Genomic DNA, 23,879 nt, shown 5'->3' on the forward strand with positions numbered 1-23,879 from the left:
CCAGATGTGGAAGCCCGGTAACGGGTGAAGCTGACTGGTACTAATAGGCCGAGGGCTTGTCCTCAGTTGCTCGCGTCCACTGTGTTAGTTCTGAAATAACGAACAGCTGTGTTCATGCCAGCGTTCAAATTTCATAGTGTTTCGGTGGTCATAGCGTTAGGGAAACGCCCGGTTACATTCCGAACCCGGAAGCTAAGCCTTTCAGCGCCGATGGTACTGCAGGGGGGACCCTGTGGGAGAGTAGGACGCCGCCGAACAATCATTGCGGGAAGCCCCGCACCAGACCTTTACCGGTCCGGTGCGGGGCTTTTCTGCGTTCACCGGCAATCTCAGTGTTTCTCTCCCTGGGGGCGGTTTCCGAAGCGGGCCAGGTAGTGCCAGACCCGCTTGAGGGCTTGTTCTTCGTACCGTCCCGTTCGGGCCGCCTCGCCGAGGATGCGGGGCGTGAGCCGGCCCGAGACGGCGATTGCAGCGCCGAGTTCTACGTACTCCTGGCCGCGGTAGTCGGGGTGCCGGAGGAGTTCGGTGACGGTGAGCTCGTAGCCGGGGTGCCATTCGGTCGGGAAGGGGAGCTTGGCCGCTGCGGCCTCTACCTCCGTGTCTCGGTGGCTGGGGTCCAGTACGAGGGCGGCGACGTCGCGTTCGAGGAGGACCGGGGCGTGGACCTGGGCCTCGATGTAGTCGTCGAGGGCGTCCTGGTCGTCGGCCTCGGCCAGGGTGGAAGTTGAGGGTCACGCTGAGGCTTGGGTCCATGGGCGGGCCGGCGGAGAGCGACGTGACGTGGCGGTGGGCTCTGACGTGCGGATTCATGGGTGAAGTCTGCCTGCTCGCTGGCTAGGATCCGATCATGAACGACTTCCAGCACGTGATACGTCCGGTCCGCGGTGACGAGTGGGAGAAGGTCAAGGCCCTGCGGATCACCGCGCTGGAGGATCCGGCGGCGCCGGTGGCCTTCCTGGAGACGGCGGAGCAGGCCAAGCTCCACTCCGATGAGTTCTGGCAGGGGCGGGCCGAGGGAGCGTCGCACGGGCGGGCGGCTCGGCAGTTCATTGCGGAGGGGCCCGATGGGACGTGGGACGGTTCGGTGACCGTGCTCGTCGAGGAGGGCGGGACCACCGACTTCTTCGACCAGGCCGTCGAGCGAACGCAGGGGCACCTGGTCGGGGTGTTCGTACGGCCAGAGCAGCGGGGGACCGGGCTGACCGAAGCCCTGTTCGCTGCCGCGCTGGAGTGGGCATGGGCGCTGGAGGAGCCGGTGCTGGAGCGCGTACGGCTCGTCGTGCACGAGGACAACGCGCGGGCCGCTGCGTTCTACCGGCGGTTCGGCTTCGCGGCGAGCGGCACGGTCCTGGCGGTGCCCGGAAATACGGACGCCAAGGAGCTGGAGTACGTCATCGCGCGACCGGCCGCCGACTAGGACCCGCCAGAGGGGAGGTCGGCTTCCGGCCAGCGGGAGCGGGCCTGTTCGCGGCTGCGGCACAGGGCGAGGAGGGGCAGGGTCTCCTCGGTGAGGAGGTCCGGGAGCTGGGGGATCGGGGCCACGGCGGCCACGTCGTCCAGGACCAGGGAAAGTGGTGGGTCGAGCCGACCGTGGGATGACCGTGCGGCCATGCGGCGGCCGTGCTCGACCACGTGAGAGGCGAGTGCGGTCAGCAAGGGCATCGCACCCGGGTGGGTGCGCGGATCCTCCAGGGGTTCACCCACCACGTAGAGGCTGCCCCCTTCGCCCAGGAACGAAGCCAGGGTGAGGGAATCCGTTCGGTTCGGGTTGCAGGCTTCGCGGATGTGGATCGAGGTCAGGCAGGAGAGGGCTCGGGCCGTCAGGCTCTGGGCGAGTTCGCGGCGTTCCGGGTGCGCGGTGAGGGCGCTTTCCAGTTCGCCGGCCGCGCCGGGGGCGGCCTGGGGGTGGGTGCGCAGGATGCGGACGGGGTCCTGGGCGCTGTTGCCCTGGGTCCAGCGGTGCAGTTGTTTGAAGGGGCGGTCGTCCAGCGCGGCCGCTTGGAGCCAGCTGCGCAGGAGCGTTTCCGCGGTGTCGGCCACCGCTGCGTCCATCCGGGCCTGGGGCCGTACGGGGGCCAGCAGGGCGATCGCGCGGGCGGCGGCGGTGTCCCGTTCGGCGCAGCCCTCGGCCGGGTTCCAGTGCATGCGGGCCGGGGTGTCGCACAGGTGGGAGGGGTCGTAGAGGAGGACGGGGCCGAGTTTGGCGCGGGCGTCCTTGGTCTCGGCCCAGAGGGTGGGGGAGGAGGTCACGATCAGCGCTGCCCCCTCCGTTTCGCCGATGCGCTGCACGGCTGCGCGGAACCGGTCGTTCGGGCCGCCGTACGCGAGACGGGGTTGCGGGGCAGCGGTCGGGGAGCCCGGCCAGGCTGCTCCGTCGCCGCGGCTCCGCCCCTGACCATGCGCCTCGAACGCGGGCGTGGCGGGGTGTGCCGCGGGGGCGTAGCCGAAGCCGTAGCGGTAGGCGTCGTCCGTCGGCTGGTCCGATTGGCGGGCCGTCGGGTGCCGAGCGGGCTGGTGGGCGGCGACGGGTTCGGGGGTCTGGGCGGGGGCCGGCACCGGTGCAGGGACGGGCGCGGGGAGGTGGGGCTGCGCGGGCGCGGGGGCGGGATGCGGCTCGGCCTGCGGTACGGGGTCCAGGGCGGCCTGCTTGGCCAGGGCGCGGCGGGACTTGGTGCGGGCGATCACGCCGATGGCGAAGACGGTGAGTACGAACAGCACCAGGAGCTGGCTGACGAACAGGCCCCAGAACAGGCCCCAGCCCGAGAGGGCCGCCGGGTCGGTGTCGGGCCAGGCGGCCGGGATGTCGTGCGGCTGCGCTATCAGGGCGCGGACGGCATCCGGGGTCCGGGTGAAGGTGACGGTGGCGGGCCAGGCGCCCTTCGCGAAGAGGGCCGCCAGGCCGGTGGCCGACCAGACGAGAACGGCGAGGCCGAGGAGGAAGGCCAGGAGGCCGACCAGAAGGCCGTCCGGGATGCCGCCGCCGCGCGCGGGGGTCTCCGTACGTCGTGCGTCGTGCATGGTCAGGCCACCGTGGTGGCGGAGCCGGGGCCGTTGCCGTGGCTGCGTTCGATGGACAAGGCGCGTTCCTCCGCCTCGAGTTCGGCGGCGAGCAGGTCGTCGGGGAGTCGGCTCGGGACGGAGGACTCGGTCATGGCGCGGTCCGTGAAGACCAGGGGGCGTTCGGCTTCGGTGATCAGGTGTTTGACCACCTGGACGTTGCCGTTGACGTCCCAGACCGCGATGCCGGGGGTGAGGGTCGGGATGATCTCGACGGCCCAGCGGGGCAGGCCGAGGACGCGGCCGGTGGCGCGGGCCTCGTCGGCCTTCTGGGCGTAGATGGTGCGGGTGGAGGCCATCTTGAGGATGGCGGCGGCTTCACGTGCGGCCGCGCCGTCGACGACGTCGGAGAGGTGGTGGACGACGGCGACGAAGGACAGGCCGAGGCGGCGGCCGAACTTCAGCAGGCGCTGGAACAGCTGTGCGACGAAGGGGCTGTTGATGATGTGCCAGGCCTCTTCGACGAGGAAGATCCGCTTCTTCCGGTCGGGCCTGATCCAGGTGTGCTCCAGCCAGACGCCGACGATGGCCATGAGGATCGGCATCGCGATGGAGTTGCGGTCGATGTGGGAGAGGTCGAAGACGATCAGCGGGGCGTCGAGGTCGATGCCGACGGTCGTGGGGCCGTCGAACATGCCGCGCAGGTCGCCGTCGACGAGGCGGTCGAGGACCAGGGCCACGTCGAGGCCCCAGGCCCGGACATCGTCTATGTCGACGTTCATGGCGAGCGCCGATTCGGCCTCGGGGTGGCGCAGCTGTTCCACGATGTCGGTCAGGACGGGCTGTCGGTCCCGGATGGCGTCGACGACGTAGGCGTGCGCGACCTTCAGGGCGAAGCCGGCGCGCTCGTCGAGGCCGTGGCCCATGGCGACTTCGATGATGGTGCGGAGCAGCGCGAGCTGCCCGGTCGTGGTGATCGACGGGTCGAGCGGGTTGAGGCGGATGCCGTCGTCGTTTGCGGCGATCGGATCCAGGCGGATGGGGGTTATTCCCAGCTGCTGGGCGATCAGGTTCCACTCGCCGACACCGTCCTCGCCTTGGGCGTCGAGGACGACGACCTGGCGGTCCTTGAAGCGGAGCTGGCGCAGGACGTAGGTCTTCTCCAGGGCGGACTTGCCGTTGCCGGATTCGCCGAGGACCAGCCAGTGGGGGGCCGGGAGCTGCTGTCCGTAGAGCTGGAAGGGGTCGTAGATGTAGCCCTTGCCGCTGTAGACCTCGCGGCCGATGATGACGCCGGAGTCGCCGAGTCCGGGGGCGGCGGTGGGCAGGTAGACGGCTTGCGCCTGCCCGGTCGAGGTGCGGACGGGCAGGCGCGTGGTTTCGACTTTGCCGAAGAGGAAGCTGGTGAAGGCGTCCGTCAGCGCGGTCATGGGATCTCGCATGGGCGGCACTTCCCTCCAGCTAACGTCGGATGCCGGTGGCGAACGGCAGGGTGTTGACGAACGCGCGGTGGTGCTCGCGGTCGCACCATTCCAGCTTCAGGTAGGACTTGCCGGCCGAGGCGCGGATCGTCCGCTTGTCGCGGGCGAGTGCCTCCGGCGAACGCGAGGACACCGTGATGTACCCGACCAGGTTGACTCCCGCCGCACCGCTCGCGAGATCTTCACCTCTTTGGTCGAGCCGGCCGTGGGCGGCGATGTCGCGGGGGTCGACGGTGCGGTTCATCTTGGCGGCGCGGGAGGCGTCCGCCTCGTCGTTGGTCTTCTCGGTGAGCATGCGCTCGATGGCCACCTCGGTGGGCTCCAGGTCCATGGTGACGGCGACGGTTCGGATGACGTCGGGGGTGTGGACGAGGAGCGGGGCGAGGAAGTTGACGCCGACGGGCGTCATCGGCCACTCCTTGACCCAGGCGGTGGCGTGGCACCAGGGCGCGCGGGTGGAGGACTCGCGGGTCTTGGCCTGGAGGAAGGTGGGCTCGACCGCGTCGAGCTCGGCCGGCCAGGCGTTGCGCTTGGTCATGGCCTGGATGTGGTCGATGGGGTGGTCCGGGTCGTACATGGAGTGCACGAGGGAGGAGAGGCGGCCCTGGCCGAGGGGCTGGCGGACGCGGATGTCGGCTTCGGCGAGGCGGGCGCAGATGTCGGTGAGCTCGCGGGCCATGACGATGGCGAGGCCGGCGTCGCGGTCGAGCTTGCGACCCTTGTGGGGGGTGGAGGCGCGGGCGATGGTGTGGGCCTCGGCAGCGAGTTCGCGCGTGTAGTGCATACAGGCGACGAGGTACGCGCGGTGCTGTTCGGAGGAGGTGGACACCATCGACTGGAGCTGGTCGTAGGACTCGCGCAGCCAGCCGGGGGCCTGGGTGTCGCCGCGCTGGGCCACGTCCTTGGCGTGCGCGTCGGGGTCGGCGGGCAGGGTGCGGGCGAGCATCTGGAGGCGGGTGACGAAGCCGTCGCCGTTGGCCACGTGCTTGAGGAGGGTGCCGAAGCGGTCGACGAGGGCCTCCTGGTCCTCGCTGTCGCGCAGGCCGACGCCGGGGCCCTCGATCTCGATGGCGGCGGTGACGGTGCGGCGGTCCGCGTGGAGGAGTACGGCGATCTCGTCGGGGCCGAAGGGCGCGGCGAGCCAGTTGATCCGGCCGATGCCGGGGGGCGGGCCGACTTCGACCTCGCGGCCGTCGGAGCCGCGGATGCCGGCTTCCATGGCGCCGGAGCGGTACGTCGTGCCGCGCCGCAGGGTCCGCTTGTAGCTGCGGCTGATCTCGAACCAGCGGTAGAAGGTGCGGCCCTTGTAGGGGACGTATACGGCGGCGAGCGCGAGCATGGGGAAGCCGGCGAGGCTGACGATGCGCAGGGTGAGGTCGGGGACGAGCAGTCCGCTCATCATGCCGAAGAACGCCCCGGCGATGATCAGGGCGATTTCGCCGGTCTCGCGGTTCTTGCCGACGATCGCGTTCGGCCGGGCCCGGCCGATGAGATACGTGCGGCGGGGCGCGACCGGGTGCAGCTGGTGGGACTGGGTCGTCAACGCCCGTCACCTCCTGTGTTCCTCGTGCTCGTGCTCTGGCGGGGCGGGGGTGCGGCGGAGGGGACAGATCCGCCGCCGGACCCGCCGCCGGAGGTGGGGCGGCTGCTGTGGGCGGCCACGCCTCCGGAGAGGGGATTGGCGGGGCGGGGCGCGCTGCCGCCGCCGTCGCCTCCGCGGTGGGCGCCGCGGCTGCTGTGCGTCTTGATGCCCTGCGAGACGAGGGAGGCCGGGGAGCTGATGACGGCGGCCGCCTGGGCGCCGTCGGTGGCCTTGCTGCGGTTGGAGCGGGCGGAGGCGATCTCGTCGCCGAAGCCGGGGACGAAGCGGTAGATCATCGCGGAGGCGAAGATCGCCAGCAGGATGATGGCGAGGCCGGTGACGACGGCGGAGAAGGCGTTCGGGCCCTTTTCGCCGGTCAGGGCTCCGGCGAGGCCGAGGACGATGACGATGACCGGCTTCACGAGGATGACGGCGATCATGATGCCGGCCCAGCGGCGGACGTGGCCCCAGAGGTTGCGGTCGACGAGCCCCGCGTAGACGACGACGCCGAGGAGGGCGCCGACGTAGAGGAGGGCGGCCCGGATGAACAGCTCCAGGTAGAGCACGCCGGCGGCGAGGACGGTGACGAGCGCGACGACGATCAGCATGATCGGGCCGCCGCCGATGTCGTCGCCCTTCTTGAGGGCTTCGGAGAAGGAGCCGAAGAAGACGTCGGTCTGGCCGCCGGTGGCGGAGGCGATGACCTCGGTGACGCCGTCGGTGGCGGAGACGACGGTGTAGAGGACGACGGGGGTGAAGGCGGAGGCGAGGACCGTGAGCCAGAGGAAGCCGATGGCTTCGGACATGGCGGTGGTCAGGGGGACGCCGCGGACGGCTCGCTTGGCGACGGCGAAGAGCCACAGGACGAGCGTGAGGATGGTGGAGGCGGCGAAGACGACGGAGTACTGCTTGAGGAAGGTCGGGTTGGTGAAGTCGACGTCCGCCGGCCCCTTGACCGCTTCGCTGAGCTTGGTGACGATCCATGCGGCGGCGTCTGCGCAGCCGCGGGCGAGGGAGGCGAGGGGGTTGAGGGCGTCGGCGGGGTCGCTGGGCGCCAGGCCGGTGCGGGGGGCTCCGCTGCCGGGTTCGCCGCGCTCGCAGTATTCCTTGGCGGGCCCGCGGATAAGGTCGCAGGGGTTGTTGCTCGGCTGAGGGGTCGGGGTGGCTCCCGGTGCTGGCGGGGGAGCGGCCACTGCCCGGCCGGCGAGAAGCACGGCAGCGGTCTGCACGGCTGCCAGGACGGCCGCGAGGGACAGGCCACGACGGTCAGCGCGCATAGGTGAGTCCCCCGAACTGTGACACCGCGGCGGCCATTTCCTCGGCCGAGGCAGCGGACTGGTCCCGGCCAACCGGAGCGGGGCCGTCCTTCTGCGTGAAGTCGGAGACACGCCAGTCGCCGTTGAGCCACCTGAGCTCGAAGGTGTTGGTGTACCAGCCCTCCGAGACCGGGTTCTTCGAACCTTCGCCCGCGAGGCCGAACAGGGCGGAGTACCAGACGGAGACACTTGCCGTGTCGGCGCTGTACTTCTCCACCTTCGTACCCACCGGGTTCGTGCGGGAGATGAACGTGAGTCCCTTGGGTGCCTTGCCGCCTGGTTCGAGACCGATGCGGGCGAGGAACTCCTGGTCCGCATAGACCTTGTCGAGATCGCTCTGGCGCGCCGCGGCCACGTCGGGCAAGTAGACGGCCTGGACGATCGCGCGCCTGCGCGTGGTGTCGAACATGCCGTCAGAGCCGAGGGCCACGGCGTAGTTGGCGGCGGCCGACTGGGCGCCCTGTTCGTCGTGGGCGAAGCCTCTGGGGATGGTGCCGTTCTTGCCGGTGACCGGGGTGGTGCCCGTGGCCGTCGTGGAGGAGGCGGCCGGGGCGTCGTCCGCCGGCTTGTCCTCGGGGGTGTCCGGGGACTGGTTCGCGAAGGCGATGGCGGCGATGAGGAGGATGACCACGCCGACCACCGTGACCAGGCTGCGGGCGGTGCGAGGGGGGCGGCGGGTGGGGCCGTACGGGTCGGTGGGGGAGTCCGGGAGGCGGGTGCGGGTCTGGCCCGTGCCGCCGACCTCGCCGTGGCCGCCGCCGTACTGGTCGTCGTTGCTCATTCCGTGTCGGCCCCCTCCGCGTCGTACAACGGTAGTGCTGGTTCCCGCGTAGGTGCGGTGTGGTGAGTCCTCATCAGGTACGGCCGCGGTGGCCCGGCTAGACGGCCATTCCGTAGACGATCGTGAAGAGGGTGCCGAGGGAGCCGATGATGAAGACGCCCGTGAGGCCGGCCACGATCAGGCCCTTGCCCTGTTCCGCGCTGAACGTGTCGCGCAGGGCGGTCGCGCCGATGCGCTGTTTGGCCGCGCCCCAGATGGCGATGCCGAGGCAGAGGAGGATCGCCACGGCCATGACCACTTCGATCATGACCTTCGCTTCGTTGCCGAGACTGCCGAAAGGCCCCCAGTTTGGGGCGATTCCGCCGATGATGGTGGTGATGTCGCCCTTTTCGGCTGCCAGGATCATGTAACTCACCGCCCCTGTATGGGTAGTTCCGAAAGCCCGCTGCCCGGCGGCAGGGGTCACGCACTATCTTCGCTGATGAAACCGCCGCCGTCGTCGACTTGACGGCTCTCTTTACCCGATCTCGCGGCCCGCGCTCCGACTCCGCGCTCTGACCTGGGCAGGGTCGGTGAGTATGCGCAAGAACATACGGTCACTCTGTGTATCACGGGGTGTGACGCCGGGCAATGATTGTCGTCTCGGCGTACGGGGGGCGGGGTGAGGGGCCGCCGTTCGGAGCAGTGGGATCGCGTGTCGTTGGGCCGGGTCGCCGACATGTGTCCGATGGGCGCTGCCCCCGGGCCCCCGCGCCACAAACGCCGACGGGGCTGGAGGGGCGGTGGGGCTGGAGGGTCAGGTCCAGTGGGTGGGGCGGGTGAGGGATGGGGGGATGTGCGTGGTGGGGTCGCCCTGGGCCGCGTTCAGTTGGGGCTGGGTGAGGAAGATGGCGTTGCGGAGGTCTGCGCCGCGGAGGTTGGCGTCGCGGAAGTCCGCGCCGATCAGGTCGGCCGTACGGAGGTCGGCGCGGGTGAGGTCGGCTGCGATCAGGTAGGCGCCGCGGAGGTTCGCGCCGCGGAGGTTCGCGCCGGAGAGGCGGGCGCCCATCAGGTCGGCGCCGCGGTGGTTCTTCTTGCGGCCCGGCACCTTGGCCCGTACGAGTTCGCTGGTCTTCAGCAGCAGGGTGTTGATGCCCTGGCGGAGGGTGTCGACGTCCAGATCCGTGAGGGCCTGAGCCTCGGCGCGCGTCCACTCCTCCGTCTTCGCGAGGACGCGCCGCAGCTCCGCGTGGACCGGGGAGGCGTCCGGGAGGGTCAGGGCCTCGCTGATGTAGAAGAGCAGCTCGTGCAGCTGCCGCACCACCGGGAAGACGTCGTACATCGTGCGGGCCGTGCCCGGGTGGGTGCGCCAGTCGCGGCCGCCGAAGGTGACCTGGGAGACCTGCTGGCCCGCGCCGAAGCAGTCGAAGACGGTGCAGCCCTGGAAGCCCTTGTCGCGCAGCCGGGTGTGGATGCCGCAGCGGAAGTCCTGCTGGAGGTTCTTGCAGGGGGTTCCGGCGGGCTTGTTCACGGCGAAGTCGTTGGACTTGGCGAAGGGGAGGGCGACGCAGCAGAGCGCGAAGCAGTTCGCGCAGTCGGCCTGCAGGACGGGCAGGGCGGGCAGGGAGGCAGAGCCGGCAGGGCCGGCCTGGGAGGCAGACCCGGCAGACCCGGCTGGGGTGGCAGGGGTGGCAGGGGTGGCTGGGGTACTCGGCACGTTGTCCATTGTCACCGGTCGGTCGGGGTGAGCCGCATGTCGAGGACCTTCGCGCTGCGGAGACCGAGGTCTCGTCGATACGGGTGGCACGCGGTCGGCAGGTGGGGGATCACCCGGCAGGTTCCGCACCGTGCGGGGGCGTTCGAGGCGGGCGGGTGGGCGGTCGGGGCTTGATCCGGAAGGGGGGCGCGGCGAGCATCGCCGTATGACAGAAGTGATCGCAGTCGCCGTCATCACCCTGCTCGCCGTGATCAGTCCGGGTGCGGACTTCGCCATGGTGGTGCGCAACAGCTATCTCTACGGGCGGCCCACCGGGCTGTTCGCCGCCGCCGGGGTCGCGGCCGGCGTCCTGGTGCACGTCTCCTACACGATGCTCGGGGTCGGTCTGCTGATCGCCTCCTCCACCACGCTCTTCACCGTGATCAAGCTGGCGGGTGCCGCCTATCTGGTGTGGATCGGGATACGGACCTTCCGGGCGCGGGCCGAGGTGACCGTGGACCTGGAGTCGAAGCCGGAGCTGACCCGGCTGGGGGCGATGCGGTCGGGGTTCCTGACCAATGTGCTCAACCCGAAGACGACGCTCTTCGTGGTGTCGACCTTTACGCAGGTGGTCGACCCGGACACGCCGCTGTGGCAGCAGGCGGGCTACGGGCTGTTCATGTCGGCGGCGCACCTGGGCTGGTTCGCGGCCGTGGCGCTGTTCTTCTCCGTCTCCCGGCTGCGCGACCGGATGCTGAAGGCGCAGAAGACGCTGAACCGGGCCATCGGGTCGGTGCTGGTGGGGCTGGGGGTGGGTCTGGGGTTCGCCCGCTGATGGTCGGCGCGGGGCTGGTGCCCCCGGTTACCTGTCGGTAGCGTGCGGGGCATGGGCGCTGGTGAGGGATTCTTCGAACGACTGGATGCCGGGCGGTTCACCGCCACCGAGTACACGCGCGGGCCGTGGGACCCGGGCTCGCAGCACGCCGGGCCGCCGGCCGCGCTGCTCGGGCGGGCCGTCGAGGAGCGGCCGGGTGCGCGCACGGACATGCGGATCGCCCGGATCACGTACGAGATCCTGCGCCCGGTCCCGATCGGCGACCTGGAGATCACCACCAGCGTGCTCCGTGCCGGGCGCAGCACCGAGGTGGTCGAGGCCGCCCTCGCCCCGGCGGGCGCCGCGCCCGTGATGCTGGCGCGGGCCCTGCGGATCCGCGTCGCCGAGGAGTCCGTGCCGGCCGTTGCCCCGGGCCCGCGGCTGCCGACGCCCGGGGAGGTGGGCGTGACGCCGTTCTTCCCGGTGCCGTGGGAGACCGGCTACCACTCGGCCATGGAGACCCGCTTCACCGAGGGCGCCTTCGTCGAGCCGGGTCCGGGCACCTGCTGGATGCGGATGAAGGTGCCGCTCGTCGCCGGGGAGGACATCAGGCCGCTGGACCGGGTGCTGATCGCCGCCGACTCGGGCAACGGCATCAGTGCGGTGATGGACTTCGGGCGCTACGTCTTCATCAACGGTGACCTGACCGTGCACCTCCACCGCCATCCGGTGGGCGAGTGGGCGTGCGTGGAGGCCCGTACGAGTGTGGACGCCGCCGGGATCGGACTCGCGGACGCGCTGCTGCACGACGAGAAGGGGCCGATCGGGCGGAGCGCGCAGAGCCTCTTCGTCGCCCCGCGGTAGCGGCGCCGGGCACGGGGGGCCACGCCGCGGACCAACCCCCTTTCCCGGGGCGGAAGATGGATGTGGCAGGCTCGGAGGGATGGAGCCGCTCAGAGAGATCGACCCGACTCACATAGGTGCCCACGCGCTGCTCACCCGGCTGGGAGCCGGCGGTATGGGGCAGGTGTACCTCGGGCGCTCCCCCGGCGGGCGCCTGGTGGCCGTCAAGGTGATCCGCGACGAGATCACCGGTCACCCGGAGGCGCTGGCGCGCTTCCGCCGGGAGGCCGAGACGGTGCGTGCGGTGCGGTCGGCGTACACGGCGAACCTGATCGACGCCTCGCTGGAGGCGGCGCCGTACTGGCTGGCGACCGAGTACGTGGCGGGCCCCACCCTCGGACATGCGGTGGGCCGGCGCGGGGCGTTTCCCGCCGAGACCTGCCGCCGGCTGTTCGCGGCGCTCGCGGAGGGCCTGGCGAGCGTGCACGCCTACGGGGTGACGCACCGGGATCTCAAGCCGCAGAACGTCATCCTGGGCGCGCAGGGTCCGCAGCTCATCGACTTCGGCATCGCGCGCGGGGTCGGCGCGACCGAGCTGACGCAGGACGGCCAGGCGCCGGGAACGCCCGGCTACACCGCGCCCGAGGTGCTGTTGGGTGCCGAGGCGGGGCCGGCCGCGGACGTCTTCGCGCTCGGGGCGACGCTCGCGTACGCGGCGACGGGACGGCCGCCGTTCGGCACGGGCGTGGCGGCGACGGTGAGCTACCGCGCGGTGCACGAGCCGATCGACGTCGCCGGGGTGGAGCCGGCGCTCGCGGCGCTGATCGAGGCCTGTGTGGCGAAGGACCCGGCGGCCCGCCCGGACCCGGCCGGGGTCATCCGGCGGTGCGGGGTGCGGGACGCGCTGGTGGACGACCCCGTGTACGTGGGCCTGGGGGCGCTGGGCGAGGCCGTTCCGGTGCACGAGATGCGCACGCAGGGGCCGGGGATGCCGTACGGCTACACCCCGACCGGGCGGGTGGCCGCGGTCCCGGCGCGGCGCAGGCGGACCGGGCTGGTCGCGGCGTGTGCGGCGCTGGCCGTGGTGGGGGGCGTGGCGGTGTGGAACCTGCCGCTGGGGGACCGAGGGGGCGAGGGCGACCGGGCCGACGGGGGCGGCCGGAGCCAGAGCCCTGCCGGGCAGACGCCCGTCGGTCAGTCCCCTGTCGGGCAGACGCCCGTGGGCCAGACCCCTGCCGGCCAGGCGTCTCCTGCTGGTGGGCCGAGTCCGAGCGGTCCCGCGGCGGCGTCCCCGGCCGGCCCGCCCACGTACATCAAGCAGACCGCGCCCAATCTGGACGACTACCACCCCGTCCACCGGACCTGCACGCGGGGCGTGGACGAAGTGGGCATTCTGGATTTCCAGGACTCGATGCCCAGGGACACCGACGACCCCACGCTGAAGTCGGGGAAGGCCGAGATCGGTTACCGGGTCAAGAACCCGCTCCCCGACGTTCCTCCGTACTACGTGGTCGTGGTCGTGAAGCCGCAGCACGAGGTGGACGAGAACGGCCGCTCGACGGGTGTGAGCGACAACCGCCAGCTCGGCTTCGTTGCCAAAGCCCGGGACCTGTACGAGGGTGACGAGTTGGAGTGGAAGACGGTCACCTACCCGGACGACTTCTCCATGCAGCTGAACGGCAAGACGGTCAAGGCGCCTCCGCTGTCGCAGGATCCAGGGGGCTGGACGGTGGTGTTCCGGCACGCCGTTTCGGATACGGAGCACAAGAGCTTCGCGTGCGGAGGCTTCGACAGCGGGCCACAAACGGGATGAATCCGACACGTAGCGGCGAATCCCGGTGAAAGAACGGTCGATGGGGGAGGGTTGACGGGTGCGCAGATTCTGGGTGATCGGCGGGATCAGCTTCGGGGCGTGTCTGTGCTTCGTCGCTCTCCTGGTGATCGGCACGTACTCCGCCGCCGCCGGAATCGCCTCCGGCGGGGGCCGGCCCGTCGGACTCGCCAAGGGCGCCGTTCCCGGCAAGTACCAGGCTCTGGTGCAGAAGTGGGGCGTGCTGTGCCCGACACTGACCCCGGCCGTCCTCGCCGCCCAGCTCTACTCGGAGAGCGGCTGGGACCCCGACATCGTCAGTCCGGCGGACGCGCGGGGCATCGCCCAGTTCATCCCCGGAACGTGGGCCACCCACGGGATCGACGGGGACGGCGACGGTGACCGGGACATCTGGGACCCGAACGACGCCATTCCCTCGGCGGCTTCGTACGACTGCGAGCTCGCGCGCTACGTGAGCAAGGTTCCCGGAGACGCCGTCACGAACATGCTGGCCGCCTACAACGCCGGTCCCGGTGCGGTGCTCAAGTACCAGGGTGTGCCTCCGTTCCGCGAGACCCAGGGGTATGTAAAGACGATCACCACTCTGGCGAAGAGCTTCGCGCGGCCCGTCGGGCGGGTGGCGCCCTCCCAACAGGCGGCCGGGGCCATCTACTTCGCGCAGAAGCAGCTCGGTACGCCGTACCTGTGGGGCGGCAACGGGACGCCCGACCAGGACGGCCGGTTCGACTGCTCCGGGCTGACCAAGGCCGCGTACGAGACGGTGGGGATCCAGCTGCCGCGCGTGGCCAACGACCAGTACAACGCCGGGCCGCACCCCGCGCGCGATGAACTCCTGCCCGGTGATCTGGTCTTCTTCTCCGACGATCTGACGAACTCTCGCGAGATCCGGCACGTCGGGCTGTACGTCGGCGGCGGATACATGATCAACGCCCCGTTCACCGGTGCCGTGATCCGCTTCGACAAGATCGACACTCCCGACTACTTCGGTGCGACGCGTGTGACCAAGGATGGCGCGGAGGCCCTTCCGGAGCGTGCGGGGCAGGCCGGGCGCCCCAGTAACTCTCCGTGAAGCCAAGGCCCTGAGCTGCGACGATGAGTCACTCTTCGATAACGTTGGAGTGATCATTCCGTGGAGAGTGGAACGTAGACGTCAGAACGGGCGTTCCATGAAGCGGGGGTTGATCAAGCGGGGGCCAAGGGGTGCACACCGGGGTGCGCCCGCAGGGGAACCACGGCAAGGGCAAGGGGCCGCATCACCATGGCTGGACTCACAACGGGTGGGCCGAACGTGGATGTCAGCCTGCTGTACGAGATCAACGGCGCCGCCCGGCAAGCCCCGTGGTGGCTGGACCGGACTGTGAGCCTGGCCGGTGAATACGGGATCCTGCTGGCCCTGGTGCTCCTGGTCCTGTGGTGCTGGCGCGGAGCCCGCCGCCAGGACGAGGCCTCGGCCGTCGAGTCCTTCGCCGCGCTGGTGTGGGCCCCGCTGGCCGCCGGGCTGGCCCTGCTCGTGAACGTGCCCCTGCGCGCATTCGTCGGGCGGGCGAGGCCGTTCCGGCAGCACGAGGGCCTGCAGGTGCTCGATCCCGGCATCGGCCCGGATATCGGGAACGGCGCGTTCTCCTTCGTCAGCGGCCACACCACACTCGCGATGGCCCTGGGCGTAGGCCTGTTCGTCGCGCACCGCCGGCTCGGTTACCTCGGGATCGGGCTGGCCCTCGCCGAGGGCTTCTGCCGCGTGTACATGGGCGTCTCGTACCCCACCGACGTGATCGGCGGGCTCGCGCTCGGCACCGCCGTGGTCCTGGTGCTCGCGCCGCTCGCGATGGCGCTGCTGACGCCGGTGGTGCGGGCGGTGGCAGCCTCCCGGCGCGTCGGCCGCCTCGTACGCTCCCGCGGCCGTGCATGGCCGCGGCCGGTAGGCCTCCCGCAGGCGCAGACCCCGCCGGCGGGACAGCGCACGCACGAGAGCGACCTCGCCGCCTGACGGTCGTACGGGCTCGGGTACGGGCCCGGGCTCGGGTACGGGCTCGAACTCGGTTACGGGGCCTGCGCGCTCAGGCCGGCGCGTACGACTCCCATACGGCGAGCAGCGCTGCCGCCAGCAGGCACAGCCCCGACGCCCCGAAGCACACGCGGACCGCAGGTGGTCGCGGCCGGGACGTCACCGGTCACCGCTGTCGGCCTCGGCGTCGGCGCCACGGCGGTACCGGGAGCGCAGCCACCATGCGGTGGCCGCGGCCGCGGCGGAGGTGAGCCCGATGGCCAGGACCACGTCGGCCGGGCTGTCCGCCGAGCCCATGGGTCTGGCCATCACCGCGGCCGCCGCAGCAGGGGCGAACGCGACGAGCAGGGCCCAGAGAAGGGCGGTGAGGCGGGCTGCGGATCCTGGCATGAGTCAAGGGCATCCGCTCCGGCGCACCCCGGCCAGCCGGGCCGTCCGAACGGGCTAGGACATGCCTGCGCCGGGGCTTTCAGGTCGTCGTGTGGCGGGCGGCGTCCTTGCGGGCCAGGTCGCGGGAGCGGCGGGCCGGGCCGCTCCAGCCGCAGGTGCAGACGGCCAGGCAGAAGGATCCGCGCTCCGTGGTGGAAGTGGTGTGGCCGGTCGGTGGCTGGGGCTGGGGCTGGGGATGCGACTGCGGCCGCGGGAGCGGGACGGAGCCGAGCGGAGGGACCAGGGTCGCGTCGATGTGCGGTTCCACGCCTCTCACGGTACCGGGCGGGCGGCGGGCGGGGAGGGCGCGCCCCCGTGACGGGAAACCCCGGACCTCGTTAAACGGAGCGGGTGGGGGCCTCGGGCAAGCAGCGGTCATGCGTTGGGGGTTGGCAGGCGATGGTGGTGCACCAGCACAGGCGGCGGCGCGGACGTGCGCGTGAGGCGGTGCTCGCCGCCGGCGTCACCCTGGCGGTCACGGCGATGAGCGGGTGCGCGGGCGGCGGCGGCAGCGACGACCGCCCCCCGGCCGACGCGGCGGCGGTGGTCCGCGGGGCCGCCGACGTCCTGGCGAAGACCGGCAGCGCCCGGGCCCGTACGGCCATGGAGATGGCCACGGGCGGGACCCGGGTCACGATCCGCGGCGAGGGCGGAGTCGACTTCAAGAACCGGATGGGGCAGCTGCTGGTGATGCTCCCCGCCGACGTGAAGGGCGAGGACGAGCACCGGCCCATCACCGAGCTGCTGGTGCCCGGCGCCCTCTATATGAAGAACCGCGGAGCGGGCGTCCCCGCCGACAAGTGGGTCCGCGTCGACACCACGACCCTCGCCGACGGAAACCTGGTCACGGGCGGTGCCACCGACCCGTTGGTCGCGGCCGAGCTGCTGCGGGGCGCGCAGGAGGTGACGTACGTAGGGGAGACCGAGGTGGCGGGTACGAAGGTGCGGCACTACCGGGGGACCACCGACATCGGGCGGGCCGCGGCGAAGGCGTCGCCGGAGGCCCGGGGGGTGCTGGAGGCGGCGGCGAAAGGGTTCAGCATGGACACGGTGCCGTTCGACGCCTACCTGGACGAGGAGGGGCGGCTGCGGAAGATCAGGCACCGCTTCACCTACGTCAACAATGGCGTGATCGATGTCTCGTCGACGACGCTGCTGTATGGATTCGGGACGCCGGTGACCGTCGTATTGCCCGCAAGCGGGGACATTTACGCCGGGAAGATCGCCGAGTAGCGGCGTGGGCGGGAAGCGGGCGGCGCGTTCGGGCCATGGCCGGGTATCCGGAAATGGTCCATCCGTGTCATGTGCCGCGTGCCGTGCCCTCCCTACCCTGGGAAGCCGAGCACCGACGACCGATTACGGCAGATTGAGGTGACACGCGTGACTCCCGCAGGCGGTACGACGGTGCAGGATCATGTGGCGCTCGCCGAGATCGAGCTGTGTGGTGAGCTGATCATCGCCGCTTCGGCGGCTGCCGAGGATCGGCTCAGCCAGGATCGGATCGACGAGGTGCTGATGGGGATCTGGTCGGGCTGACGCGCCGGTGCGCCGCCGGGCCGTGCCGGGCCGGGTGCCCGCGCCTGGAGCGTCGGCGGGGCTCAGGCCGGGGCTCCGCCCAAGACCCCGCGCCGTGCCTGACACGCCGGCGAGGCCCGGGTCGGTCAGGTGCGCAGGAGGCGGGCGATGGCCTTCGTGGCTTCTTCCACCTTGGCGTCGATCTCGGTGCCGCCCTTGACCGCGGCGTCGGCGACGCAGTGGCGCAGGTGTTCCTCCAGCAGCTGGAGCGCGAAGGACTGGAGGGCCTTCGTGCTCGCCGAGACCTGGGTGAGTATGTCGATGCAGTAGACGTCCTCGTCGACGAGCCGCTGCAGGCCGCGGATCTGGCCCTCGATCCGGCGCAGCCGCTTGAGGTGCTCGTCCTTCTGGTGGTGGTAGCCGTGGACGGCCCCGGAGCCCTCCGCCTCGATGGTCGTCATGCGTCCTCCCATGGTCCGGAACGAGGGACATATACCCCTCGTGGGTATAGGGTACCGGGCCCCGCCCGAAGGGGCAGGGGCCCGTGGTCCTCACTCTGCCTGATGGAGGACACTGGGGAACCGCCGGTTAGCCGTGGCAGGGGGATGCGCCTAGCATCAGCCTGACCGAATCCAATGCACCCCGAGGACCTCACGTGCGATTTCGTCTGACCCCCAGGGAGACGAGCTTCTACGACATGTTCGCCGCATCCGCGGACAACATCGTCACGGGCTCCAAGCTCCTGATGGAACTGCTCGGAGCGGACTCCTCCGCCCGGGCCGAGATCGCGGAGCGGATGCGGGCAGCGGAGCACGCCGGGGACGACGCGACGCACGCGATCTTCCACCAGCTGAACTCCTCCTTCATCACGCCGTTCGACCGCGAGGACATCTACAAGCTCGCCTCGTCGCTCGACGACATCATGGACTTCATGGAGGAGGCCGTCGACCTCGTCGTCCTCTACAACGTGGAGGAGCTCCCCAAGGGGGTCGAGCAGCAGATCGAGGTGCTGGCGCGCGCGGCCGAGCTGACGGCCGAGGCCATGCCGCACCTGCGGACGATGGACAACCTCACCGAGTACTGGATCGAGGTCAACCGTCTTGAGAACCAGGCCGACCAGATCCACCGCAAGCTGCTCGCCCAGCTCTTCAACGGCAAGTACGACGCCATCGAGGTGCTGAAGCTCAAGCAGATCGTCGACGTGCTCGAAGAGGCGGCCGACGCGTTCGAGCACGTCGCGAACACGGTGGAGACCATCGCGGTCAAGGAGTCCTGAACCTCGTGGACACCTTTGCTCTGGTCGTGACCATCGGTGTCGCGCTCGGCTTCACGTATACGAATGGTTTTCACGACTCCGCGAACGCGATCGCCACGTCCGTCTCCACGCGGGCGCTGACCCCGCGTGCGGCGCTGGCGATGGCCGCGGTGATGAACCTCGCCGGTGCCTTCCTGGGCAGCGGCGTGGCCAAGACCGTCAGCCAGGGCCTGATCGAGACGCCCCACGGCAAGACGGGCATGTGGATCCTCTTCGCGGCGCTGGTCGGCGCGATCGTCTGGAACCTGGTCACCTGGTACTTCGGCCTGCCCTCGTCCTCGTCGCACGCCCTCTTCGGCGGCATGGTGGGTGCGGCGCTGGCCGGGGGTACGGAAGTGATCTGGTCGGGTGTGATCGACAAGGTCGTCATCCCGATGTTCATCTCGCCGGTCGTCGGCCTGGTCGCCGGTTACCTGGTGATGGTGGTCATCCTGTGGATGTTCCGCCGGGCCAACCCGCACAAGGCGAAGCGCGGCTTCCGTATCGCACAGACCGTTTCGGCGGCCGGGATGGCCCTCGGCCACGGCCTCCAGGACGCGCAGAAGACGATGGGCATCGTCGTGCTGGCCCTGGTCATCGCCGACGTGCAGACCGCCGATGACGCGATCCCGATCTGGGTCAAGGTCGCGTGCGCCGTGATGCTGTCGCTGGGTACGTACGCGGGTGGCTGGCGCATCATGCGTACGCTCGGCCGCAAGATCATCGAGTTGGACCCGCCGCAGGGTTTCGCGGCGGAGACCACCGGTGCGTCGATCATGTTCGGCTCGGCGTTCCTCTTCCACGCGCCGATCTCCACCACCCACGTGATCACCTCGGCGATCATGGGTGTGGGCGCGACGAAGCGGGTGAACGCGGTCCGCTGGGGCGTCGCCAAGAACATCGTCCTCGGCTGGTTCATCACGATGCCGGCCGCGGCCCTGGTCGCCGCGGTGAGCTTCTGGATCGTGGACCTGGCCTTCGGCTAGCGGGATCCGGCCCCGATGCGGGGCCGTGAACCCGGCCTCGGCCGGCGGCGTGGCAGGCGTACGAAAGCGGGCCGGCTCCCCCCACCCAGGGGGAGCCGGCCCTCTTTCTTTTCTTCGCCTTGCGGTGGCACCGCCATGCAGCACCGCAGGACGTCACACATCCCGGTCTAGCCGAAGCGACCCGAGATGTAGTCCTCGGTCGCCTGCACGGACGGGTTCGAGAAGATCCGGTCCGTGTCGTCGAGCTCGATGAGCTTGCCGGGCTGGCCGACGGCCGAGAGGTTGAAGAAGGCGGTGCGGTCCGAGACGCGGGCCGCCTGCTGCATGTTGTGCGTCACGATGACGATCGTGAAGCGCTCCTTGAGCTCGCCGATCAGGTCCTCGATCGCCAGGGTGGAGATCGGGTCGAGGGCCGAGCAGGGCTCGTCCATCAGCAGGACCTGCGGCTCGACCGCGATGGCGCGGGCGATGCACAGGCGCTGCTGCTGGCCGCCGGAGAGGCCGGAGCCGGGCTTGTTCAGGCGGTCCTTGACCTCGTTCCAGAGGTTGGCGCCCTGGAGGGACTTCTCGACGATGTCGGTCAGCTCGGACTTCTTGAAGCTGCCGTTGAGCCGCAGGCCCGCCGCCACGTTGTCGAAGATCGACATGGTGGGGAAGGGGTTCGGGCGCTGGAAGACCATGCCGATCGTGCGGCGGACCGCGACGGGGTCCACCCCGGCGCCGTACAGGTTCTCGTCGTCCAGGAGCACCTTGCCCTCGACGCGGCCGCCGGGGGTGACCTCGTGCATGCGGTTCAGGGTGCGCAGGAAGGTCGACTTGCCGCAGCCGGAGGGCCCGATGAAGGCCGTCACCGAGCGGGGCTCCACGGTCATCGAGATGTCGTCGATGGCCTTGTGGCTGCCGTAGAAGGCGGACAGTCCGCTGACGTCGATTCGCTTGGCCATGAGGGTCACTTCGCTTTCATACGGTCGCGTCAGCGACCGGTCTTGGGGGCCTTCCAGCGGGCGATGCCGCGGGCCACCAGATTGAGGATCATGACGAAGGCGATCAGGACGAGCGCTGCGGCCCATGCCCGGTCGTAGGAGGCTTCACTGCCGACCTTGTACTGCTCCCAGATGTACAGGGGGAGCGAGGACTGGGCGCCTTCGAAGGGGTTGCCGTTGATCAGCTGGGAGCCGAAGACCAGCAGCATGATCGGCGCGGTCTCGCCGGCGATGCGGGCGACGGCGAGCATCAGACCGGTGGAGATGCCGCCGATGGCGGTGGGGAGCACGACCTTGAGGATCATGCGCCACTTCGGCACGCCGAGGGCCAGGGCGGCCTCGCGCAGCTCGTTCGGGACGAGCTTGAGCATCTCCTCGGTGGAGCGGACCACGACGGGCATCATCAGGATCGACAGGGCCATCGCGCCGGCGAAGCCGGAGGGGCCGAAGCCCAGCATCAGGTTCCAGGTCGTCAGGATGAACAGGCCCGCGACGATGGAGGGGATGCCGGTCATGACGTCGACGAAGAAGGTGACGGCCCTGGCCAGCGCGCCCCGGCCGTATTCGACCAGGTAGACGGCGGTGAGCAGGCCGACGGGCGCGGCGATCAGGGTGGCCAGGGCGACCTGCTCGATGGTGCCGAGCAGTGCGTGGTAGACGCCGCCGCCCGCCTCGAAGCTGGTGACGCCGTTCATGGAGTGGGTGAGGAAGTCGCCGGTGAGGACCTCCATGCCGCGGCTGATCGTGGTCCACATCAGCGAGAGCAGCGGGACGACGGCCAGGACGAAGCAGACCCACACGACGGAGGTCGCGACCCGGTCCTTGGCCTGGCGGCGGTTCTCGATCAGCGCGCTGGCGGTGTATGTGATGCCGACGAACAGCAGGGACGCGATCAGACCCCACTGGATCTTGCTGTGGAGGCCGAAGGCGAGGCCGGTGCCGGAGCCGAGGGCGATCGAGGCGACCGCGATGCCGGCCGGGGCCCAGCGGGGCAGGCCGCGCCGGGTGAGACTGGCGGGGGCGGCGGACTTGCGGGCCCGGGTGGGCCGCTGGTCCTGCAGTGCGTGGCTCATCAGGCGTTCGCCCCCGAGAAGTCCTTGCGGCGAGCGATGATCAGGCGAGCTGCACCGTTGACCAGCAGGGTGAGCAGGAAGAGGACCAGACCGGAGGCGATCAGCGCGTCCCGCCCGAACTCGTTGGCCTCGTCGAACTTCGCGGCGATGTTCTGCGCGAACGTGCCGCCGCCCGGGTCGAGGATGTGCAGCGAGATCAGGAAGCTCGGGGAGAGGACGGTGGCGACGGCCATGGTCTCGCCGAGTGCGCGGCCGAGGCCGAGCATCGAGGCGGAGATGACGCCGGAGCGGCCGAAGGGCAGCACCGACATCCGGATGACCTCCCAGCGGGTCGCGCCGAGGGCCAGGGCGGCCTCCTCGTTCATGCGCGGGACCTGGAGGAAGACCTCGCGGCTGACGCTGGTCACGATCGGCAGGATCATGATCGCGAGCAGGATGCCGACGGTGAACAGCGAACGGGCGACGCTGACCTGGGTCTTGTCGAAGACGTAGGTCCAGCCCAGGTACTCGTCGAGCCAGAGGTTCAGCCCGTTCAGGTGCGGGACGAGGAAGAGCGCTCCCCAGATGCCGTAGATGATCGACGGCACGGCGGCCAGCAGGTCGACCACGTAGGCGAGGGGCGCGGCCAGCCTGCGCGGCGCGTAGTGGGAGATGAAGAGGGCGATGCCGACGGCGATCGGAACCGCGATGACCATCGCGATGATCGAGCTGACGACGGTGCCGAAGAGCAGGACGGCGATGCCGAAGACGGGGGGGTTGGCCGACGCGTTCCAGTCGAAGGTGGTGAGGAAGTTGCCCTCGTTCTCCGACAGGGCGAGGGTCGCCCGGTAGGTGAGGAAGACGGCGATCGACGCCATGATCACCAGGAGCAGGATGCCGGAGCCCTTGGAGAGCGCCGCGAAGATCTTGTCACCGGCGCGGCCGGTGGAAGTTCCGCTCCTGGAGATGCCCGGCGGAGCCGTGTCTATCTGGGTGGGTGTGGTGGAAGCCATGGTCTTTCCGGTCTGTGTGGGGGGCAGGCCCCCTGGCGGCGGTGCACCGGATGTCCCCCTGGGTGGAGGGGGAGGTCCCCGAGGTGTCGATTGCCCGGACGGGGGCGGCCGACACCTCGGGGAGGAGGTCAGCTCAGCGAGGCGATGACTTCGCGGACCTTGGCGTTGATCTCGGCCGGGATCGGCGCGTAGCCGTTCTCGAGGAGGACCTTCTGGCCCGCGTCCGAGGCGGTGTAGTTCAGGAAGGCCTTCACGGTCGGGAGGGTCTCGGCCTTGTTGCCCTTGTCGCAGACGACCTCGTACGTCACCAGGACGATCGGGTACGCGCTCTCGGCCTTGGTGGTGTAGTCGAGCTTCAGCGCCAGGTCGGAGCCGGTACCGGAGATCTTGGCGGCGGCGATGGCCTTGGAGGCGTTCTCACCGGTGGCCTTGACCGGGGCGGTGGCGCCCGTGTTCACGTCGACGGTCTTGATGTTCTGCGAGCTGGCGTAGGAGAGCTCGAAGTAGCCGATCGAGCCGTCGACGGCCTTGACCTGGGTGGCGACACCCGCGGAGCCGGAGGCGCCGAGACCGCCCGGGGCGGCCCACTTCTTCGCGGCCTCGTGCGGCCAGGCGTCGGGCGCGGCGGCCTTGAGGTACTTGGTGAGGTTCTCGGTGGTGCCCGAGTCCTCGGAGCGGTGGAAGTGCTGGATGGCGGTGGAGGGAAGCGTGACGCCGGGGTTCAGCTTCTTGATCGCCTCGTCGTCCCACTTCTTGATCTTGTCGTTGAAGATGTTGGCGATCGTGGCGGCGTCGAGGTTCAGCTTTTCCACGCCGGCGACGTTGAAGCCGAGCGCGATCGGGCCGCCGACCATGGGCAGGTCGATGCCCTGGCCGCCGGTGCACTGCTTCTTCGACTCCTCGACCTGCTCGGGCTTCAGCGCCGAGTCCGAGCCGGCGAAACCGACGGTGCCCTGGTTGAAGGCGACGATGCCCTCACCGGAGGAGGAGGACTTGTAGTTCACCTCGACGCCGGGGCAGGCGGCCATGAAGTTCTTCACCCACAGGTCGACCGCGTTCTTCTGGGCGGACGAGCCCGAGGCCAGGAGCTTGCCCTTGGCGCCTTCGCACTTGATGTCGGCCGCGGCGGCCGCCGAGGGCTTGCCCGTCCCGTCGGTGGTCTTGGTGTTGTCGTCCGAGCCGCACGCCGTGAGGACCAGGGCGCCGGACACGACAAGCGCCCCGAGGGCGGAGGCACGAAGCATGTTCTTGCGCTGAAGCTTCACTTTCGGGTGTTCCTTCC

General features: G+C 70.3%; 24 protein-coding genes, 1 rRNA gene and 1 pseudogene. 11 read left to right on the forward strand and 15 right to left on the reverse strand.

The window, feature by feature from the left end; genetic code table 11:
- Nucleotides 1-140 precede the first annotated feature (140 nt).
- A 5S ribosomal RNA gene (gene rrf / locus ACWGIF_RS08455) occupies nucleotides 141-257 on the forward strand.
- 72 nt (nucleotides 258-329) lie between these two features.
- Here the strand turns inward: rrf and ACWGIF_RS08460 are convergent.
- Nucleotides 330-716: pseudogene (locus tag ACWGIF_RS08460) on the reverse strand (DUF3626 domain-containing protein); the annotation flags it as partial.
- A gap of 131 nt (nucleotides 717-847) precedes the next feature.
- Here ACWGIF_RS08460 and ACWGIF_RS08465 point away from each other — a divergent pair.
- Complete coding sequence (locus tag ACWGIF_RS08465; RefSeq protein ID WP_453492978.1) at nucleotides 848-1,417, forward strand: GNAT family N-acetyltransferase; 570 nt, start codon at nucleotides 848-850, stop codon at nucleotides 1,415-1,417.
- Here the strand turns inward: ACWGIF_RS08465 and ACWGIF_RS08470 are convergent.
- The 7 genes from ACWGIF_RS08470 to ACWGIF_RS08500 form a co-directional block, all read right to left on the reverse strand.
- Nucleotides 1,414-3,018, reverse strand: a complete 1,605-nt coding sequence (locus tag ACWGIF_RS08470) for a type VI secretion protein (RefSeq protein WP_453492981.1) — start codon at nucleotides 3,016-3,018, stop codon at nucleotides 1,414-1,416. The genes ACWGIF_RS08465 and ACWGIF_RS08470 overlap by 4 nt on opposite strands.
- Nucleotides 3,019-3,020: 2 nt before the next feature.
- The gene (locus ACWGIF_RS08475) at nucleotides 3,021-4,439 is read right to left on the reverse strand and encodes an ATP-binding protein (RefSeq protein WP_453492984.1); all 1,419 of its coding nucleotides are present in this window, start codon (nucleotides 4,437-4,439) and stop codon (nucleotides 3,021-3,023) included.
- 19 nt (nucleotides 4,440-4,458) lie between these two features.
- On the reverse strand, nucleotides 4,459-6,021 hold the full coding sequence (locus tag ACWGIF_RS08480) for an SCO6880 family protein (RefSeq protein WP_453492987.1): 1,563 nt from the start codon (nucleotides 6,019-6,021) through the stop codon (nucleotides 4,459-4,461).
- Nucleotides 6,018-7,337 carry a hypothetical protein gene (locus tag ACWGIF_RS08485; protein ID WP_453492990.1) on the reverse strand — a complete coding sequence of 440 codons (1,320 nt, stop codon included), beginning with the start codon at nucleotides 7,335-7,337 and terminating at the stop codon, nucleotides 6,018-6,020. The genes ACWGIF_RS08480 and ACWGIF_RS08485 overlap by 4 nt, the downstream gene beginning before the upstream one ends.
- Entirely contained in the window at nucleotides 7,327-8,157 is an 831-nt protein-coding gene (locus ACWGIF_RS08490) for a hypothetical protein (protein ID WP_453492992.1), read from the reverse strand. Before ACWGIF_RS08490 ends, ACWGIF_RS08485 begins: the two co-directional genes overlap by 11 nt.
- 97 nt (nucleotides 8,158-8,254) lie before the next feature.
- Nucleotides 8,255-8,563 carry a hypothetical protein gene (locus ACWGIF_RS08495; RefSeq protein ID WP_008742356.1) on the reverse strand — a complete coding sequence of 103 codons (309 nt, stop codon included), beginning with the start codon at nucleotides 8,561-8,563 and terminating at the stop codon, nucleotides 8,255-8,257.
- A 390-nt stretch (nucleotides 8,564-8,953) separates the two neighbouring features.
- Nucleotides 8,954-9,862: a pentapeptide repeat-containing protein gene (locus tag ACWGIF_RS08500; protein WP_453493240.1), complete on the reverse strand. Its 909-nt coding sequence runs from the start codon at nucleotides 9,860-9,862 to the stop codon at nucleotides 8,954-8,956.
- A 196-nt stretch (nucleotides 9,863-10,058) separates the two neighbouring features.
- On the opposite strand from ACWGIF_RS08500, the gene ACWGIF_RS08505 reads away from it, so the two are divergent.
- From ACWGIF_RS08505 to ACWGIF_RS08525, 5 genes are all read left to right on the forward strand, one after another.
- Nucleotides 10,059-10,667, forward strand: coding sequence for a LysE family translocator (locus ACWGIF_RS08505; RefSeq protein WP_453492995.1), 609 nt, complete (start codon nucleotides 10,059-10,061; stop codon nucleotides 10,665-10,667).
- 51 nt (nucleotides 10,668-10,718) lie between these two features.
- The gene (locus tag ACWGIF_RS08510) at nucleotides 10,719-11,510 is read left to right on the forward strand and encodes a thioesterase family protein (protein ID WP_453492998.1); all 792 of its coding nucleotides are present in this window, start codon (nucleotides 10,719-10,721) and stop codon (nucleotides 11,508-11,510) included.
- Between the two features lie 79 nt (nucleotides 11,511-11,589).
- Nucleotides 11,590-13,302, forward strand: a complete 1,713-nt coding sequence (locus tag ACWGIF_RS08515; protein WP_453493001.1) for a serine/threonine-protein kinase — start codon at nucleotides 11,590-11,592, stop codon at nucleotides 13,300-13,302.
- Between the two features lie 73 nt (nucleotides 13,303-13,375).
- Nucleotides 13,376-14,389 (forward strand): C40 family peptidase, encoded by a 1,014-nt coding sequence (locus tag ACWGIF_RS08520; RefSeq protein WP_453493243.1) that lies wholly within the window; start codon nucleotides 13,376-13,378, stop codon nucleotides 14,387-14,389.
- 189 nt (nucleotides 14,390-14,578) lie between these two features.
- Entirely contained in the window at nucleotides 14,579-15,307 is a 729-nt protein-coding gene (locus tag ACWGIF_RS08525) for a phosphatase PAP2 family protein (RefSeq protein ID WP_453493004.1), read from the forward strand.
- A 177-nt stretch (nucleotides 15,308-15,484) separates the two neighbouring features.
- Here ACWGIF_RS08525 and ACWGIF_RS08530 read toward each other — a convergent pair whose 3' ends face one another.
- Complete coding sequence (locus tag ACWGIF_RS08530; protein ID WP_453493007.1) at nucleotides 15,485-15,715, reverse strand: hypothetical protein; 231 nt, start codon at nucleotides 15,713-15,715, stop codon at nucleotides 15,485-15,487.
- Nucleotides 15,716-15,794: 79 nt separating this feature from the next.
- Nucleotides 15,795-16,022, reverse strand: coding sequence for a hypothetical protein (locus ACWGIF_RS08535; RefSeq protein WP_453493010.1), 228 nt, complete (start codon nucleotides 16,020-16,022; stop codon nucleotides 15,795-15,797).
- 131 nt (nucleotides 16,023-16,153) lie between these two features.
- On the opposite strand from ACWGIF_RS08535, the gene ACWGIF_RS08540 reads away from it, so the two are divergent.
- On the forward strand, nucleotides 16,154-16,987 hold the full coding sequence (locus ACWGIF_RS08540; protein ID WP_453493012.1) for a hypothetical protein: 834 nt from the start codon (nucleotides 16,154-16,156) through the stop codon (nucleotides 16,985-16,987).
- Between the two features lie 147 nt (nucleotides 16,988-17,134).
- Nucleotides 17,135-17,290 carry a hypothetical protein gene (locus ACWGIF_RS08545; protein ID WP_453493255.1) on the forward strand — a complete coding sequence of 52 codons (156 nt, stop codon included), beginning with the start codon at nucleotides 17,135-17,137 and terminating at the stop codon, nucleotides 17,288-17,290.
- Between the two features lie 125 nt (nucleotides 17,291-17,415).
- On the opposite strand, the gene ACWGIF_RS08550 is transcribed toward ACWGIF_RS08545, so the two are convergent.
- Complete coding sequence (locus ACWGIF_RS08550) at nucleotides 17,416-17,742, reverse strand: metal-sensitive transcriptional regulator (RefSeq protein WP_453493015.1); 327 nt, start codon at nucleotides 17,740-17,742, stop codon at nucleotides 17,416-17,418.
- A gap of 182 nt (nucleotides 17,743-17,924) precedes the next feature.
- On the opposite strand from ACWGIF_RS08550, the gene ACWGIF_RS08555 reads away from it, so the two are divergent.
- Nucleotides 17,925-18,545 (forward strand): DUF47 domain-containing protein, encoded by a 621-nt coding sequence (locus ACWGIF_RS08555; protein WP_243631357.1) that lies wholly within the window; start codon nucleotides 17,925-17,927, stop codon nucleotides 18,543-18,545.
- Between the two features lie 5 nt (nucleotides 18,546-18,550).
- A complete protein-coding gene (locus ACWGIF_RS08560; protein WP_453493018.1) occupies nucleotides 18,551-19,549 on the forward strand; it encodes an anion permease in 999 nt (332 codons plus the stop codon).
- Nucleotides 19,550-19,716: 167 nt separating this feature from the next.
- Here ACWGIF_RS08560 and pstB read toward each other — a convergent pair whose 3' ends face one another.
- The 4 genes from pstB to pstS form a co-directional block, all read right to left on the reverse strand.
- Nucleotides 19,717-20,493, reverse strand: a complete 777-nt coding sequence (gene pstB / locus ACWGIF_RS08565) for a phosphate ABC transporter ATP-binding protein PstB (protein ID WP_453493021.1) — start codon at nucleotides 20,491-20,493, stop codon at nucleotides 19,717-19,719.
- A gap of 29 nt (nucleotides 20,494-20,522) precedes the next feature.
- The gene (gene pstA / locus ACWGIF_RS08570; RefSeq protein WP_453493024.1) at nucleotides 20,523-21,605 is read right to left on the reverse strand and encodes a phosphate ABC transporter permease PstA; all 1,083 of its coding nucleotides are present in this window, start codon (nucleotides 21,603-21,605) and stop codon (nucleotides 20,523-20,525) included.
- Entirely contained in the window at nucleotides 21,605-22,597 is a 993-nt protein-coding gene (pstC, locus tag ACWGIF_RS08575) for a phosphate ABC transporter permease subunit PstC (protein ID WP_453493027.1), read from the reverse strand. Before pstC ends, pstA begins: the two co-directional genes overlap by 1 nt.
- Nucleotides 22,598-22,725: 128 nt before the next feature.
- A complete protein-coding gene (gene pstS, locus ACWGIF_RS08580) occupies nucleotides 22,726-23,862 on the reverse strand; it encodes a phosphate ABC transporter substrate-binding protein PstS (RefSeq protein WP_453493029.1) in 1,137 nt (378 codons plus the stop codon).
- Nucleotides 23,863-23,879 lie beyond the last annotated feature (17 nt).

The sequence above is a fragment of the Streptomyces sp. NPDC054849 genome, from assembly GCF_053610945.1.